Consider the following 17729-nt stretch of genomic DNA (forward strand, 5'->3'; position numbering starts at 1 on the left):
TAGATGAATTATAAAAATGTAAAAATTGCAGAGGGTGCCAGGATTGCCAGGCAGTCTGTGATCGTAGGTGATGTAACGATTGGGCGTGACAGCTGCGTGCTGTACTATGCAGTGATCCGGGGTGATGATGCTCCGGTTGTGATTGGTGAGGAGACTAACATTCAGGAAAACTGTACTATCCATGTCAGCCACAACATGCCGACACATATTGGAAATAATGTCACAATAGGACATAACGCGGTAGTTCACGGCTGCACCATCGGAGACCGCACCCTGATCGGGATGGGTGCGGTGCTTCTTGATGGCGCGAAGATCGGCAGTGACTGCATCATAGGTGCAGGAAGTCTTGTTACCAAAAATACCGTGATTCCCGACGGTTCTCTTGTAATGGGAAATCCGGCAAAAATCAAACGTAATCTTACCTGGGAAGAGAAACTTGGGATTATGGAAAACAGCAAGGAATATCTTACTGTGTCTGAGGAAATGAAGAACCAGGAAATATTGTAAAACATTTATGATATTACCCGGATCGGATAAATTCCTTTTAATTTTTATTTATCAATTACTTCAATTGGTGTATCATCCCGGGCATCCAGATCATTGATATATTTCTTTGTTTCCTTTACGATTACATTGGACAGAAGCAGTACCGCGATCAGGTTTGGAATGGCCATCAGTGCATTCAGGATATCAGCGATTGTCCATACCAGATTCAGGGAGATCACCGGTGCAATGGCAGCTACCACAATGTACAGCACACGATAAGGGATGAGCCCTTTTTTTCCGGAAAAATACTCTACACATCGTTCACCGTAGTACGCCCAGCCAAGAACTGTTGAATAGGCAAAAGAAATAATTCCGACAACCAGGATCACAGGGCCAAGTACCGGGATCTGTTGAAAAGCAAGAGTTGTGAGAACACCGCCATCTGTGATATTGCCCATATCAATAGAAGGATTTTTCATAATGCTGGTGACAAGAACAAGGCCTGTCATGAGGCAGACAACAACGGTATCCCAGAAAGTTCCGGTGCTGGAAACAAGAGCCTGACGGACAGGATTTCTTGTCTGGGCAGCAGCGGCAGCAATAGGAGCAGAACCCATACCGGATTCATTGGAAAAAAGTCCTCTTGCGATTCCATACTGCATGGCCATCATAATGCCTCGTCCAACAAGACCACCTGCAGCAGCACCCGGGGTAAATGCCAGTTTACAGATGGTTTTTACTGCAGGAATAATAAAGTCAGAATTGATTCCCAGGATGATGATGCATCCGATCACATAGAAAAAAGCCATAAACGGAACAAGACGTTCACAGACAGTTGCAATGGATTTGATTCCGCCGAAAATAACAAGGGCAGTGAGAATGGCAACTGCAATTCCAATCGCTGCAGGCGGGATGTGAAGATTTTCATTGCATACTGTTGCAATGGCATTAACCTGTGTGGCACATCCGATACCAAAAGAAGCGAAACCTCCGAAGAATGCAAAGAGAAGGCCCAGCCAGCGCATATTCAGGCCACGTTCCAGTGCATACATGGCGCCGCCCTGCATACGTCCGTCTTTTGTTTTGACACGGTATTTTACTGCAATAAGGGATTCACTGTATTTGGTAGCGATTCCGAAAACACCGGTAAGCCAACACCACAGCACCGCACCAGGGCCGCCAAGTGCAATGGCCGTTCCGACACCAATGATATTTCCCGTTCCGATAGTGGAAGCCAGAGCAGTTGTCAGAGCACCAAACTGGCTGACTTCGCCTTCGGAATTTGTGTCCTTGGTAACTGACAGGCGGATGGCAGTGCCGATCTTTCGCTGGATCACTCCGGTACGGATTGTCATAAAAATATGCGTTCCCAGAAGCAAAATGATCATCCACCAGCCCCACACCAGACTGTCTATCTGGTTTATTACATTTCCGATTGCATTCATCATAGAAATCTCCTCCCTTTCTCAAAGCGAAATTCCTGCAGAAATAACATAAGGGCGTACAGACACAGGAAAACATGTGCTGTACGCCCTTGTACGTTACGCTCTTTTGTTGTAGTTATTACGATGATTATACAGGAATCCGAAACAGGATGCAACTGAAAAAACAGAAATTACGCCGAAAATTTGTGGCAAGTGTTTGGTGATTTTCTCAAAGTTATCACGGCAAAGAGAGATGCAGGATATTTTTATGCTTCCGGGATTTTCTGAATGATCGTTCTGTTTATAACGACCAGGAATATAACTGATACGATCAGTGAGCAAATCTCAGCGATCGGGAATGACCACCATACTGCATGGAGTCCGCCGATAGAAGACAGAATATATGCTGCAGGTACCAGTACGACCAGCTGACGCATAATGGATACGATCATGCTGAAAATAGCTTTTCCAAGAGCCTGGAAAACAGTTCCTGCAATAATGCAGAACCATGCGATCAGATAATGGATTCCAATAATACGCAGGGCAGGAATTCCGATAGCAAGCATATCTTCAGATGCACTGAACAGTCCCAGGAGAGTCTTTGGTATAAACTCAAAGGCAAGGAAGCCGATGAAGGTAAAACAGAATGCGATAAACATGCTGACTTTGACAGTCTGGATCATACGTTTTCTATGACGTGCGCCGTAGTTATAGGCGATGATCGGTGTGATACCGTTATTGAGGCCAAATACAGGCATAAAGAAAAAGCTCTGCAGTTTAAAGTAAACGCCAAATACAGCGGTTGCTGTTACTGTAAAGTTTACCAGGATCAGGTTCATGGAATAGGTCATGACAGAGCTGATGGACTGCATGATAATGGATGGAATACCTACTGCATAAATATGACCGATAATCTGCGGCTCCGGGCGGAAGCCATGGAAACTGAGACGGACCTCATGATTAAATTTATGGTTGCAAAGCCCGGCAACGATACAGGCGATACACTGACCAATCACAGTAGCAACAGCAGCACCTGTTACGCCCATTTTCGGAGCACCAAGAAGACCAAAGATCAGGATCGGGTCAAGGATGATGTTGGTGATGGCACCGCATAACTGGGAGGTCATGCTGAAAATGGTTTTTCCGGTGGATGTAAGCAGTCGTTCAAAGAAGAACTGACCAAAAAGGCCAAAGGAAAAGATCATAACTGTGCTTAAGTATTCGATTCCGAATTTCATGATCTCAGGATCGGAACTGTGTAGCTGGCTGGCATAAAAAGGTTTTACTACAGTAAGTCCAAGAACCAGGAATACCAGATAGCTTAATGCGTAAAGAAAAGCTGCATTGCTGGCTGTGCGGTTGGCTTTGTCAAAATTCATTTCCCCAAGTGATTTGGAAAGCAGCGCGTTCATACCAACTCCGGTTCCGGCACCTACCGCAATAAGAAGTGTCTGCAGCGGGAAAGCCATGGAAACTGCAGTCAGTGCATTCTCGGACAGCATGGCTACAAAGACGCTGTCCACAATGTTGTATAAAGCCTGCACCAGCATGGAGATCATCATAGGCAGGGACATGTTCAGCACAAGCTTCCCTACGGGCATTGTGCCCATCTTGTTTTCTGCTATGGGAGCAGATGTACTTTTTTGATTCATACTTCCTCCGGTTTAGTGTTTGATAAATATTGGCTAAATAGTGCAGCGGACAAAGAATATCCGCTGCACTGTCTAATTGGATATATTAGCATGAAAATGGACAGCTTTCAATAGTGAAATAAGGTGTCCTGTGAAACAGGCATTTTTTCTTTCTGGAAATCAACTGCTGCAGAACGGTTCTGTGATGAAAAATAAGAGGCATTTTTAAGCATTAAAATGGTAATGTTTTTCTTGTGTACAGTGGAACATGAGAGTATAATAACATTACATTAATGCTTTGGAATAAGTGTAAAAGCTATAATAGGAAAATCGGCAAAGCAGACGAAAGTCTGTGACGCAAAGCTACAGGGCCTGTAAAATGGTAGCCAGTTGCATGAAATGGTGTGCGCTGTCTGTGGGACAGCGTTTTTTTTGACGATGTCATTTCATAAACATAACCATAATGATTTTAGCAGGAATTTAAGTTTGAAAAAATAGCAGGAGATAGAAGGAAAATGAAAGGAAAAAGAGTGATCGCAGGCATTCTGCTTGTGGGAATTTTAGCGGTCACCCTGACAGGGTGTAAAAATACAGACAGCAGTAAAAAAGAAACCGAAAAGCCGGTCATAACGCTTGGAAGTGACAATTATCCGCCATACAATTACCTGAATGAGGATGGTGTACCGACAGGTATAGATGTAGAACTGGCTACAGAAGCCTTCAAAAGAATAGGCTATCAGGTGAATGTTGTCCAGATTGACTGGGAAGAGAAAAAAGAACTGGTGGAGAGCAGAGAGATTGATTGTATCATGGGCTGCTTTTCCATGGAAGGACGCCTTGATGATTACCGTTGGGCAGGACCATACATAGCAAGCCGTCAGGTGGTAGCAGTAAACGAGAACAGCGATATTTATAAGCTGAGCGACCTGGAGGGAAAGAATCTTGCAGTCCAGTCTACAACCAAACCGGAAGGCATCTTTCTGAACCGTACGGATGAAAGAATCCCAAAGCTTGGAAATCTGATCAGTCTTGGTCACAGGGAACTGATCTATACGTTTCTGGGGAAAGGGTATGTGGATGCAGTTGCCGCACATGAGGAATCGATTGTCCAGTATATGAAAGATTATGATGCAAGCTTCCGTATCCTGGGAGAACCTCTGATGATCACCGGGATAGGAGTTGCTTTTGCAAAAAATGATGACAGAGGAATCTATGAGCAGTTGGAACAGACTCTGGAAGAAATGCGTCAGGATGGTACATCCCTGAAAATTATTGGAAAATATCTGGATGATCCGGAGAAATATCTGGAGGTGGATAATCTTGGATATTAAGAGAAAGACAAAAGAAAAACGAATCCAGCTGGTTGGTGGTCTGATTGGAATTTGTGTGGTTGTAGTTTCTCTGTTTTATTTTTTTTACGCGGAAAAAGCGGAAGCAGAGAAAAGAATGGTGGAGATTGTAAACTATGTCAAAGTGCAGTGCTCCACCTACACCCATTATAATGAGTCTTCGGAATCCAAAAGTCTTCTCCGTGCCATTGAAAGTGCCAGACAGATGAGTACAAATATTAACATGGAAACAGAAAACGGAGGTCAGTTAAGCCGGAATTTTCTGAAAGAAAATATTCAGACTCTCTGGGTGGATGGTATCCTTGTGCTGAATACAGAAGGAAAGACGGAATGTGAATACAGCATGGATGAATCTCTGAGCGATGAGATTACAGAGTATCTGCAAAAAGACATTATCATGGATTTTGCAGGATATGAAGAAAGAACTTATTCAGAACGGTTTACCAGGGGAGACGGGTCTCGTATTGACATTGCAGCCTGTGCCAGAAAAGATGCACCGGGTATCGTTGCAGTTTATTATTATACACCACCGGAATTTATCAGAAATTATACACTGACGATACAGGGTCTTTTAAATGGCTATAGTGTCCAGAAAGATGGAACGATTATTGTTGCCGACAATGGGATAGTTGTTGCCAGCAATGATGATAGCCTGTTGGGACAGAATACAGCCGACAACGAAGTTGTTCAGGCAATGAAAAAGCATACAGATAGTCAGCACATTTATCATTTGAAGAATGAAGGAACCGGATGTTATGGAATTATGCTGAAGCAGCGTGATTACTATATTTATGCGTATCTTCAGGATACGGAAGTATTCCATAATTTTCCATTAAGTGTGACAGGTGTCATTTTTCTTTATTTCCTGATATTCAGTATATTCCTGTTCTGGGGATACAAAACTAATCAGGCACATCAGAAACAGGAGCTGGAAAAAGAGGAAAAATATAAAGATGAGCTTCTGATAGCAGCAAAAAAGGCAGAGGCAGCCAATCGGGCGAAGACAGAATTTCTTCAAAGGATGAGTCATGATATCCGTACACCGATCAATGGAATCTGCGGCATGGTCGATATTGCTGACCATTATGCCGACGATGTGGAGAAACAGTCAGAATACAGGGGAAAAGTCAAATCGGCTTCTCATCTGTTGTTGGAAATGCTAAACGATGTTTTGGATATGAGTAAACTGGAGTCTGGAGAAGTGACGCTGGAAGAAATTTCCTTAAATCTGAGCTGTATTTTTGAGGAAGTACTTGTTGTGATCAAGCAGATGGCAGCAGAACGGAATATCCGTATCATTTGGGAAGAAAAAGAAATCATACACTGGAATCTTATTGGAAGTCCGAGTCATATGAAACGTATTCTGATGAACATCCTGTCAAATGCAGTGAAATATAACAAAGAAAATGGAGATATCTATATCAGTTGCAGGGAAATTGTGTCGGATCAGCCAGAAATGACGACGATAGAATTTACCTGCCGGGATACTGGAATCGGGATGACAGAAGCATTCCAGAAACAGATTTTTGAACCATTTGCACAGGAACACACAGGAAGCCGCACAAGATTTGCAGGAACAGGTCTGGGAATGCCGATCACAAAGAAGCTGATCGAGAAAATGGGTGGAACCATTACCTTTGAAAGTGAAGAAGGTGCAGGAACTACATTTGTGATCCGGGTTCCGTTCCGGATTGATACAGACAAGGGCTGCAGATCTGAAATCGAAGAAAAACCGGGAGTTTCTATCAGTGGACTGCGTATTCTTCTGGCAGAAGATAATGAGATGAACATGGAAATCGCAGAATTTGTGCTTCAGAATGAAGGTGCTGTCGTGACCAAAGCATGGAATGGACAGGAAGCTGTTGAAATATTTGGAAAAAGCAGACCTGATGAATTTGATGTGATTCTTATGGATATTATGATGCCGGTTATGAATGGTTATGAAGCAACAAAGAGAATCCGCTCTCTGGACAGAGAGGATGCAAAGGTGATTCCGATCATTGCAATGACAGCAAATGCGTTCACGGAGGACAGAATGAGAGCAAAAGAAGCAGGGATGAATGAACATATTGCCAAGCCCGTTGATGTGGAATTACTGGTAAAGGTAATTTATGAATGGGTGAATCGGTGAAAGACAATTTAAGAAAGGGAAGACGTAATGAAAAAGAAAAAATGGAACAGAGTTTTGTCTGTACTTTTGGCGATGATGACAGCTATATCACTTTTGTCAGGCTGTGGTGGTAAAAGTGTGGAAAAAGAAGATGCAGAAACGGTTACAGTGTATCTGTGGAGCACAAGCCTGTATGAGAAATATGCACCATATATCCAGGAACAGCTCCCGGATATCAACATTGAATTTGTAGTAGGCAATAATGACCTGGATTTTTATAAGTTTCTTAAGGAAAACGGTGGATTGCCGGACATTATAACCTGCTGTCGCTTTTCCCTACATGATGCCAATCCCCTGAAAGACAGTCTTATGGATCTTTCCACAACTAATGCGGCAGGCGCTGTCTATGATACATACCTCAACAATTTTATGAATGAGGATGGCAGCGTAAACTGGCTTCCTGTGTGTGCGGATGCACATGGATTTGTGGTTAATAAAGATCTTTTTGAAAAATATGATATTCCTCTTCCGACAGACTACGAAAGCTTTGTCTCTGCCTGCCAGGCATTTGAGAAAGTGGGTATCCGCGGGTTTACGGCAGATTATTATTATGATTATACCTGTATGGAAACACTGCAGGGGCTGTCAGCATCAGAGCTGTCTTCTGTGGACGGACGTAAGTGGCGCACCACCTACAGTGATCCGGATAATACAAAGAGGGAAGGTCTGGACAGTACAGTCTGGCCGGAGGCTTTTGAACGTATGGAACAGTTTATCCAGGATACAGGTCTGAGTCAGGACGATCTGGATATGAATTATGATGATATAGTTGAGATGTACCAAAGTGGTAAGCTTGCCATGTACTTCGGCAGCTCTGCCGGTGTAAAAATGTTTCAGGATCAGGGTATTGACACAACATTTCTTCCATTCTTTCAGGAAAACGGTGAAAAGTGGCTGATGACTACACCATATTTCCAGGTAGCCTTAAACCGTGATCTGACACAGGATGAGACACGTCGAAAGAAAGCAATGAAGGTACTGAATACAATGCTTTCAGGAGATGCACAGAACCGGATTATTAGTGATGGACAGGATCTGTTAAGCTACAGTCAGGATGTGGATATTCATCTTACGGAATATCTGAAAGATGTGAAATCTGTGATTGAAGAAAACCATATGTATATCCGCATTGCGTCAAATGATTTTTTCTCTGTTTCCAAGGATGTGGTTTCTAAGATGATCTCGGGAGAATACGATGCAGGGCAGGCCTATCAGTCATTTAATTCTCAGCTGCTTGAGGAGAAATCCTCTTCTGAGAGTATTGTACTGGATTCACAGAAGTCTTATTCCAACCGTTTTCATAGCAGTGGAGGAAATGCAGCATATTCTGTTATGGCAAACACTCTGCGTGGCATTTATGGGACGGATGTGCTGATCGCAACCGGAAACAGCTTTACGGGAAACGTGCTGAAAGCTGGTTATACGGAAAAAATGGCGGGAAGCATGATCATGCCAAACAGTTTTTCAGCTTACAGCAGCAAGATGAGCGGAGCCGAACTGAAAGAGACTGTGAAAAATTTTGTAGAAGGCTACCAGGGAGGCTTCATGCCGTTTAACCGTGGCTCTCTGCCTGTGGTCAGTGGCATTTCTGTGGAAGTCAAAGAAACAGAGGATGGTTATACATTGAGTAAAGTTACGAAGAACGGAAAAAAAGTTCAGGACAATGATACTTTTACAGTAATCTGTCTTGCGATACCAAAACACATGGAAGCTTATCCCGCAGATGATAATATTGTATTTGACGGAAAGGATACTTTTGTGAAAGATACCTGGACAGGATATATTTCAGATGGTGATGCCATTCTTGCAGAGCCTGAAGACTACATGACTCTGAGGTGAGAAGAATGGATATTAAGAATCATGATACAGACAGAAGGAAGCCTGTTATGAGAAAAGGATTCAGGATATCTGTCTTTATAGCTGTTTCTCTTGGAATTATTCTGATGGTTTTTCGATATTTCGGATTTGTGTCGAAAACTGTTTATGAGGAAAGTGTTTCTCATCTGACGGAGGTTTTTCATCAGTCTGATAATATGCTGAGGGAACTGGCAAATAAGAATCTGACCTATCTTCATATGTGGGGTGAGAATCTGCAGAATACATTCGGTGAAAACGAAATTCGTAATTACATCGAGAAAGCGCAGGAAGATGCCGGATTTTTGGATTTCTATTTTCTGTCAGCTGACGGGAACTATAAGATGGTAACAGGGGAAACAGGTTTCCTTGGATTACAGGAAAATATTGAAGAGGATATCCGGCAGGGAAATGATGTGATAACGAATGCAGCAGTTCCCGGAAAATCCCAGCTGCTTATTTTTGCCACTCCCAGGGCTCATGGAAGCTATCAGGGATTTGAATATGATGCGATCGCTATTGCCTATGAAAACGATGATATCGTAGATGTACTGGATATTTCTGCCTTCAATGGAAATGCAAAGAGCTATGTTGTTCATCCGGATGGCCGTGTTGTGGTCGATCATTCCTTTGAGTCATGGGGGAATACATATAATTTTCTGGGAGTTCTGAGAGAGCATTCCAATATGTCTGAAAAAGAGATCCTTGAACTTTCGGAAAAGTTTAAAGCGGGCCATACCGATGCGATGATGGTAAATCTGGATGGAAGAAATTATTATCTGGTCTATGAAAAATCGGATATTCAGGACTGGATGTTTCTGGGACTTGTAAAGGCAGATATCGTCAATGCCAGTATGAACAGCCTGCAGCGTAGTACGATAGTCCTTGTGGGGGCAGTCGTACTCTGTATTGCCGCCTTCCTTATCAGTCTTGTTATTCAAAAAAGCAGGACAAACCTTAAGAAAAAGGATACGGAGATCCTGTACAGAGATGAGCTGTTTCAAAAGCTTTCAATGAATGTGGATGACGTTTTCCTGATGCTGGATGCAAAAACATATCAGGCAGATTATGTCAGCCCAAATGCGGAAAAACTGTTGGGTGTTACGGTAGAACAGATATGCAAAGATGTTTGGACCCTGGGAAAACTAAATCCCGGGGAAGCTGATGATCTGGAGAAGAATCATCTGGAGGGAATCCAGGTTCATGAACAGAGGGAATGGGATTTCGAATATGTTCATCAGAAAACCGGGGAAAAACGCTGGTTTCATAATGTTGCAATGGGCAGCGAGGTAAACGGAAAAAAGAAATATATCCTGGTTCTGTCAGATCGTACCTCTGACAGAAAAATGAACCAGGCGCTTTCTGAGGCAGTCCGTGCTGCGGAGACTGCAAACAAGGCAAAGAGCACCTTCCTTTCCAATATGTCTCACGATATCCGGACACCAATGAATGCGATCATTGGTTTTACCACACTGGCTGTAAGCAATATTGATGATAAAGAAAGGGTAAGGAATTATCTGGGTAAGATCCTTTCCTCCAGTAATCATCTGCTCTCACTGATCAATGATATCCTGGATATGAGCCGTATTGAGAGCGGAAAGATCCATCTGGAAGAAACGGAAGTCAGTCTGTCAGAGGTTCTTCATGATCTGAAAACCATTATCAGCGGACAGATCCATGCGAAACAGCTGGAGCTTTACATGGATGTCATGGATGTTACCAATGAGGATGTTTATTGTGACAAGACACGACTGAATCAGGTGCTGCTGAATCTTTTGTCCAATGCGATCAAGTTTACTCCTGCAGGCGGAACTGTTTCTGTCCGGCTGAGAGAGTATCCGGGTACACAGAGAGGCTGTGAACTGTACGAAATCAGGGTAAAGGATAATGGAATCGGCATGAGTCAGAAATTTGTACAGAAGATCTTTTCTCCTTTCGAGAGAGAGCGGACTTCCACTGTAAGCAGGACTCAGGGTACAGGACTTGGCATGGCTATTACCAAGAACATCGTGGATATGATGGGCGGAACCATCGAGGTTCAGACAGAACAGGGAAAAGGTACGGAATTTATTATCCGTCTGTCATTACGGATTCAGCCTGAACATCATCGCACAGAGAAGATCGCAGAGCTGGAAGGTCTTAAGGCACTGGTTGTAGATGACGATTTCAATACCTGTGACAGTGTAACAAAGATGCTTGTAAAGGTTGGGATGCGTTCGGAATGGACACTTTCCGGCAGGGAGGCTGTTCTCCGTGCACGCCAGTCTGTGGAAATGGCAGATGCATTCCATGCTTATATCATCGACTGGCGTCTGCCGGATATGAATGGTATTGAGGTCACCCGCCAGATTCGTAGTCTTGGAGATGATACACCGATCATTATCCTGACTGCATATGACTGGTCAGATATCGAAGCGGAAGCCAGGGCAGCAGGGGTAACTGCATTCTGCTCGAAACCTATGTTTATGTCAGATATCAGAGAGACCTTGATGGCTGCGATCGGTCAGAAACAGGACAGACAGGAGGATTCGATTTTTCCGAAAGCAGGTTCAGACTTCAGAGGCAGATCCATACTGCTTGTGGAAGATAATGAACTGAACAGTGAAATTGCAGTGGAGATCCTTAATGAATATGGCTTCCTGGTTGATACCGCAGAAAATGGAGCAGAGGCAGTGGAGAAGATTAAAAATTCAATACCAGGTAATTATGATCTGGTGCTGATGGATGTGCAGATGCCTGTAATGAACGGATATGAAGCTACTCAGCAGATCCGTGCGTTGGATGATCCGGCACTGGCGGGAATTACCATCCTTGCCATGACGGCAAATGCCTTTGATGAAGACAGAAAGAAAGCACTGAAATGCGGTATGGATGGCTTCTTATCCAAGCCAATTGTTATAGAGGAATTGATTTCTGCTTTACAAGATAATCTGTATGAATAAAACCTAACATCCGGATGATCAGCAAATTGTAGAGGAATCCGTGAGAAGCTTTAATATAGAGTATCCCCATGCAAATATTGCAAGATTAATCTTAGCAGGAATATAGTGCCAGGGAACATGTATCAGCTTAAACGTCATATTGCAATGACAGAGGCTCTCAGTGGTATGTATGATAAAATGTACTATATTGAGCTGAGGGAAAATTTTATAAAAAGTATCTCGTCAACAGATCCAGTCCAGGAAGTATCCTATCAATCCATTATGCGTCAGATTACAGGGTATCTGATGCCAGTTATGATGAGTTTTGGAGAAAAGAACAATGTACAAAAGTAGAAAAAAATCAGTCATATTATGTGCAGTTATATTTGTGATCCTGGTAATTTGGATGATGTTGTCAGTACATTGCCGGGCTGCTGAGACGAATAATGATGAAAAGCTGTCACAGACGGCAGTACAAAATGAATCAACACAACAGAAGATTATCCGTGTCGGTTCATTTGAGGATACCTTCAATTATGTCGATAAAAACGGTATCAGACGAGGATTTGGCTATGAACTTATGCAGGCTCTGGCAGGCTATACCGGATGGAAATTTGAGTATGTGAAATGTGACTGGTCCAACTGTTTTGATAAGCTTGAAAACGGTGAGATTGATGTCATGGGAGATATCTCTTACACTGATGAACGTGCAGAAAAGATGCTTTTTTCAGAGGAACCAATGGGAGAGGAAAAATATATTCTTTATGCTGATTTGTCAGATATGGATATTGTGTCCTCTGATTTCAGGTCTCTGGATGGGAAACGTGCAGGTGTGCTATTAGGTACAGAGCCGGAAATTATGCTGACAGAGTGGGAGAATAAGAATGGTATACATACAGAGCATGTAAATGTGTACAATAATGATGATGTCGAAAAGAAATTAGCGAATCATGAGATAGACTGTTTTGTATCCTTGGAGGAATCTATCTGGTCTGAACAGGGAATATCATCTGTTACCAGTATTGGTAAATCAGGCATATATTTTGTAATAAACAAAGAGCGCAGCGATATCAAGACGGAGTTGGACCGGGCTATGCGTCAGTTGGAACAAGACAGTCCTTTTTTTCAGGCAGACCTGTATAAGAAGTATTTTACCCTTGACTATAATCAGATTCTTACAGGTGAAGAAAAATCCTGGCTGAAAGAACATGGTGACATCAGGATAGGATTTTTAAACAATGATCCGGCAATCTTTTGCATGGATGAAGAGACTGGAAAACTCACCGGTACGCTGGCAGAATATATCTCCTATGCCAAAGACTGTCTGGGAAATCAGATACTGGAATATAATATACGGACGTATGATAAATATGACGAAATGCTTCAGGCACTGCAGGATCGTGAGATTGACATGATTTTTTATGCCGGCAGAAATCCCGATTTTGTAGAAGAAAAAGGATGTGCACTTACAAATACAGCCTGGACCTACAGTCTGATGGCAGTAACTGATGAGAAAAATTTTGACGAAAATGATGTGTATACAGTAGCTGTGCCCAAGGAAAAAGATGCCTTAAAACAGCATATTGCTTTCAGTTATCCCCAATGGAAGCTTGTAGATTATGATTCGCTTGATGATGCGGCAGATATGGTCATTAATGAAAAAGCAGATTGTTTCCTCATGGGAGCAAGTCAGGCGATGATATATGATAACGATCAGAATTTCAAGAGTGTTCCGCTTACAAAAACAATGGAGGCATGTTTTGCAGTAAGAGGTGGAGAAGCAGCTCTTTTGTCGATACTGAATAAAACTTTGAAGACCATGCCGTCTGATATGCTTACAAGTGCACTTGCTATCTATGACAGTACAGCAGATAAGGTGACATTTTTTGATTTTGTAAAAGACAATATGCTTGTTTTTTTTGTCACAGCCGGGTTTTTTGCACTCAGCATAATTGGCATTATCCTTATATTTTTAAGAAGGGCAAGAAAAGCTGAAGCTGTTGCAAAGCTTGCGGCAAATGACACACAAAAGCTCAATGATAAGCTGGAGATTGCTCTGAAAAAAGCAGAGAATGCCAGTCTTGCCAAGACCAATTTCCTGAATAACATGTCTCATGATATTCGCACACCAATGAATGTTATACTGGGATATAATCAGTTGATGAAGGAAGATCTGACAGATTCGAAGCTGCTTGATTACCAGAAAAAAATAGAGCAGTCAGGAAAGCTTTTGTTATCCATTATCAACAATGTTCTTGATATGGCTCGCATTGAGAGCGGAAAGATGGAAATTGATGAGAATATTGAAAGAATGGGTGATATACTGGAAGAAATTTGTGGAGTGTTCGAATCTGTCGCAAAAGAAAAAAACATACAAATTAAGAGTGAAATATGCGTAACACATAAGAATGTAGTGTGTGATGGAACAAAAGTCAGAGAAATTGTGATCAATCTTGTAAGCAATGCACTCAAATATACTCCGGATGGTGGAATTGTGACGATTAAAGTACATGAGCTTCCGGGAGATAAAGAGGGGTATGTAAAGATAAAAACAGAAGTGGCTGACACGGGGATTGGTATGAGCAAAGATTATATCCCAACCATATTTGATTCATTTAGTCGTGAACGTAGCACGACAATTGGAAAAATCGGCGGGACAGGACTTGGTATGTCTATCGTGAAGCGAATGGTCGATATGATGGGTGGAACGATTGAAGTGAACAGTGAACTTGGAAAGGGAAGTTGCTTTACTGTGATTCTTCAACACAGACTTGCTGATGATAGATATTATGAGAAAAAATCAAGTCCAAAACAAGCTGTATCAAAAGCAGTGTTAAAGGGAAAACGAATTTTATTTGCAGAGGATAATGATCTGAATGCAGAGATTACAACAACTATTTTAGAGAATGAAGGGCTGCTGGCTGACCGGGTGGCAGATGGTGTACAATGTGTGGACAAGATTGATCGGATGCCTGCCGGGACATATGATCTGATTCTTATGGATATTCAGATGCCGAATATGGATGGATATCAGGCAACAAAACTGATCCGTCAGTTTGCTGATAAAGAAAAGGCTGATATTCCAATTATTGCAATGACAGCAAATGCATTTGAAGAGGATAAGAGAAATGCACTTGCAGCAGGAATGAATGGTCATATGGCAAAGCCAATTCACGTTGATAAGCTGTTACTTACCTTGGCGGAAAGTATAAGGGAACAAGAAAAGGAAAGATAAAAATGCAGTTGAGTTTGTTCCTTTTTGAGTAAAATATTAAAACATTGTGAAAGAATTCTATTGTTATATGATTTCGTAAGTGATATACTTAAACACAAGAAGAAACCGTGTGAAATTACAGAGTGCTTTTTGCACGGTTTTTTTACATACGGAAGTTAGTTACTACTAACAAAAGAGCCGGTATGAAAGATTATAGCATAATAGATTTTAGGAAATATAATCAACAAGATATAGAACTGTAACTATACTGCCAAAAAAGATTACCATTGTCATATATATGAAGTATATATTCGTTTACAAAGAAAGGAAAAAGTAATGCAAATGAATATTTTTGAAGGTATACTGATTCCGTTTGCTGGAACAACGCTAGGTGCGGCATGTGTTTTTTTTATGAGAAAAACACTTAGTAAATCAGTGCAACGTGCACTTGCAGGATTTGCAGCAGGCATAATGGTTGCTGCTTCAATCTGGAGTCTTCTGATTCCGGCTATCAAACAATCTGAGGATATGGGAACATTATCATTTGTTCCGGCAGCTGTTGGGTTCTGGATTGGCATATTGTTTTTACTTGCACTCGATCATTTGATTCCTCATCTTCATGTTGGAAGTGATCAGGCAGAAGGACCAAAAAGCAAGCTTGGCCGTACTACAATGATGGTGCTGGCAGTCACACTGCATAACATCCCTGAAGGTATGGCAGTCGGTGTAATGTATGCAGGATTTCTTGCTGAAAATGCACAGATTACAGCAACAAGTGCTCTCGCTTTATCAATTGGAATTGCCATTCAGAATTTTCCTGAAGGAGCAATTATATCCATGCCGCTTAGGGCAGAGGGAGAAAGTAAGGGAAAGGCATTTCTCGGAGGTGTACTTTCAGGAGTGGTTGAACCGATTGGAGCAGTACTGACGATTATTGCTGCACAGTTGGTAATCCCGGCATTACCTTATTTACTGAGTTTTGCAGCAGGAGCCATGTTATATGTCGTGGTTGAAGAATTAATTCCAGAAATGTCGCAGGGACAGCACTCGAATATTGGTACGCTTTTCTTTGCACTTGGATTTAGCTTGATGATGATCCTGGATGTAGCACTGGGGTGACAGGAGCAAACTGATTTTTATGAGAACTCGCATATACCATATCAGAAAGTACAGGATCTGCATTTGTGGCAACTATGCCATCTTGTCATGGTGGCGCCGATTGCAGATGCATATTATAAATCAGACTGTCCGGGAAAAAACAAGGATTTTGCAGATATCAGAAGCCAGCCAGAAGGCTGGAAAATCGGCTAAGGAGGAAGGACAAAATTATTTGGTATGGTTATGCAGAAAGGAAAACAAATCAGAAGAGTGCCAGGTCGATTTGATTAATGCTGTAAAACAGCCAGATGCAGATCTGAGCAGTTATGATCCCATCTTTGAAAGTTGTAAGGTAACAAAGCGGCTACAAACCCAGTAAATATGGGCATTGTAGCCGTTTTTCTCTTTGCAGTGATATGTACTATATTTTTCTTATTTTAATTTTATCTGTTTTGTATCCTTGATGAGAGTTCGCATATCTGCTTTAGTAATAAATTCGTAATCCGTTCTAAAACCAAATGTTTTATGTAATGCATCAGTTAATTCGGTTCTTGTATAAGAGGGAATATATCCACTCGCTTTACTTAGAAGTGTCACTTGCATAGAACGTAAAGTTTCCAGTATCTGCTCCGTTGTATAAATATTTCCGAGTTTCTTTTCCAGTAAACGGTAGAGTAGAAGGCTGATATAGCAAGTCATGAAATGAGCGGGGCTGTCCACTGAGAGGACGGCGGTTAGTCACTGCCTCCTACTCAATTTTTAACAGGAAATATTAAAGTTCAAGTGAATCTTCTGCATCAACCCACATCTGTAAATTTCCATCAAGATATAATCTTGCATATTCCAGTGGTTCGTCAATAGCAAGTGTATTTAATGCACAGTCTGATCCAGGCGTGGTTTTTAAGTCCTTCTCAGCTTCCCAGCAGTCAATGCGAAGCATATAGCCGGCACTGGTATAAACATCAATACTGTTGCATTGTGGATTATATTCTGCAAATATTGTTCTCATCGTATCTTATCTCCTTATCGATCAATAAATCATCAGTTACAAAAATCAGAAGCATTTCAATCAGTTCACCATGTCACTTTTATTTTGTGTTATACTGTTTTATATGATTTTCTTGCCCTTGTATTTTCCCTTATCAGAGTTTGTAAACACTGGCGGGACGATATAACACAAGGGAAACAATAAGGGAAAGCTCACCTGCGACAAATCCAGTGTTTTCAAGGGTTTACAGAGAATTTAATAACAAAATATAACAGTTATTAAATCTCTTAAAACAGGTGAAATCTCAATCGGAATTTATCAGAAAATGAGGAATAGTTGAAATGGAGGCGCTATAATAACATGAAGATTGAAGGGAACCAGAAAGAACTGGATGCAATGGTAGAATTTCATAAGGGAAACCGTGTCGAGGGACTGAGACTGCAAGAAGAATTTGCAGCGGAATTTCGTAAGGAGTATAAAGACAAAGATCACTGTCCTTGCCTGAAAGTCTGTCGTTATCACGGAAACTGTAAGGAATGTGTAGCAATCCACAGAGCGCATCAGGAACATGTTCCTAATTGTATGCGACCATTG

At 41.8% G+C, this 17729-nt stretch carries 12 protein-coding genes, 1 pseudogene and 1 riboswitch; of the genes and pseudogenes, 9 read left to right on the forward strand and 4 right to left on the reverse strand.

Annotated elements, in window-relative coordinates; all coding sequences use genetic code 11:
* The first annotated feature begins 3 nt into the window (after positions 1–3).
* On the forward strand, positions 4–507 hold the full coding sequence (locus HFM85_RS12285; protein WP_173738465.1) for a gamma carbonic anhydrase family protein: 504 nt from the start codon (positions 4–6) through the stop codon (positions 505–507).
* 44 nt (positions 508–551) lie between these two features.
* On the opposite strand, the gene HFM85_RS12290 is transcribed toward HFM85_RS12285, so the two are convergent.
* Complete coding sequence (locus tag HFM85_RS12290; protein ID WP_408609592.1) at positions 552–1931, reverse strand: alanine/glycine:cation symporter family protein; 1380 nt, start codon at positions 1929–1931, stop codon at positions 552–554.
* Positions 1932–2176: 245 nt separating this feature from the next.
* Positions 2177–3562, reverse strand: a complete 1386-nt coding sequence (locus tag HFM85_RS12295; protein ID WP_173738467.1) for an MATE family efflux transporter — start codon at positions 3560–3562, stop codon at positions 2177–2179.
* 301 nt (positions 3563–3863) lie between these two features.
* A riboswitch (cyclic di-GMP riboswitch) is annotated at positions 3864–3939 on the forward strand.
* Positions 3940–4056: 117 nt separating this feature from the next.
* On the opposite strand from HFM85_RS12295, the gene HFM85_RS12300 reads away from it, so the two are divergent.
* The 7 genes from HFM85_RS12300 to HFM85_RS12330 all read left to right on the forward strand — a co-directional run bounded on the left by HFM85_RS12300 (position 4057) and on the right by HFM85_RS12330 (position 16168).
* The gene (locus tag HFM85_RS12300) at positions 4057–4872 is read left to right on the forward strand and encodes a substrate-binding periplasmic protein (protein WP_173738468.1); all 816 of its coding nucleotides are present in this window, start codon (positions 4057–4059) and stop codon (positions 4870–4872) included.
* The gene (locus HFM85_RS12305) at positions 4856–7021 is read left to right on the forward strand and encodes an ATP-binding protein (RefSeq protein ID WP_173738476.1); all 2166 of its coding nucleotides are present in this window, start codon (positions 4856–4858) and stop codon (positions 7019–7021) included. The genes HFM85_RS12300 and HFM85_RS12305 overlap by 17 nt, the downstream gene beginning before the upstream one ends.
* Positions 7022–7048: 27 nt before the next feature.
* A complete protein-coding gene (locus tag HFM85_RS12310; protein ID WP_173738469.1) occupies positions 7049–8899 on the forward strand; it encodes an ABC transporter substrate-binding protein in 1851 nt (616 codons plus the stop codon).
* Between the two features lie 5 nt (positions 8900–8904).
* The gene (locus HFM85_RS12315; protein ID WP_173738470.1) at positions 8905–11856 is read left to right on the forward strand and encodes a response regulator; all 2952 of its coding nucleotides are present in this window, start codon (positions 8905–8907) and stop codon (positions 11854–11856) included.
* Positions 11857–11961: 105 nt separating this feature from the next.
* On the forward strand, positions 11962–12189 hold the full coding sequence (locus HFM85_RS12320) for a hypothetical protein (protein ID WP_173738471.1): 228 nt from the start codon (positions 11962–11964) through the stop codon (positions 12187–12189).
* The gene (locus tag HFM85_RS12325; protein ID WP_173738472.1) at positions 12176–15070 is read left to right on the forward strand and encodes an ATP-binding protein; all 2895 of its coding nucleotides are present in this window, start codon (positions 12176–12178) and stop codon (positions 15068–15070) included. Before HFM85_RS12320 ends, HFM85_RS12325 begins: the two co-directional genes overlap by 14 nt.
* 315 nt (positions 15071–15385) lie before the next feature.
* Positions 15386–16168 (forward strand): ZIP family metal transporter, encoded by a 783-nt coding sequence (locus HFM85_RS12330; RefSeq protein WP_202020365.1) that lies wholly within the window; start codon positions 15386–15388, stop codon positions 16166–16168.
* A 411-nt stretch (positions 16169–16579) separates the two neighbouring features.
* Here the strand turns inward: HFM85_RS12330 and HFM85_RS16850 are convergent.
* Both HFM85_RS16850 and HFM85_RS12335 read right to left on the reverse strand, forming a co-directional pair.
* A pseudogene (locus tag HFM85_RS16850) lies at positions 16580–16855 on the reverse strand (IS1634 family transposase); the annotation flags it as partial.
* Between the two features lie 64 nt (positions 16856–16919).
* A complete protein-coding gene (locus HFM85_RS12335; protein ID WP_055057071.1) occupies positions 16920–17156 on the reverse strand; it encodes a DUF6061 family protein in 237 nt (78 codons plus the stop codon).
* 339 nt (positions 17157–17495) lie between these two features.
* On the opposite strand from HFM85_RS12335, the gene HFM85_RS12340 reads away from it, so the two are divergent.
* Positions 17496–17729 (forward strand): LPS biosynthesis protein (locus HFM85_RS12340; protein WP_173738474.1); only part of this gene is annotated, 234 nt, incomplete at its 3' end.

This window comes from Blautia schinkii, assembly GCF_013304825.1.
Classification (GTDB): Bacteria; Bacillota; Clostridia; order Lachnospirales; family Lachnospiraceae; genus Blautia_A; species Blautia_A schinkii_B.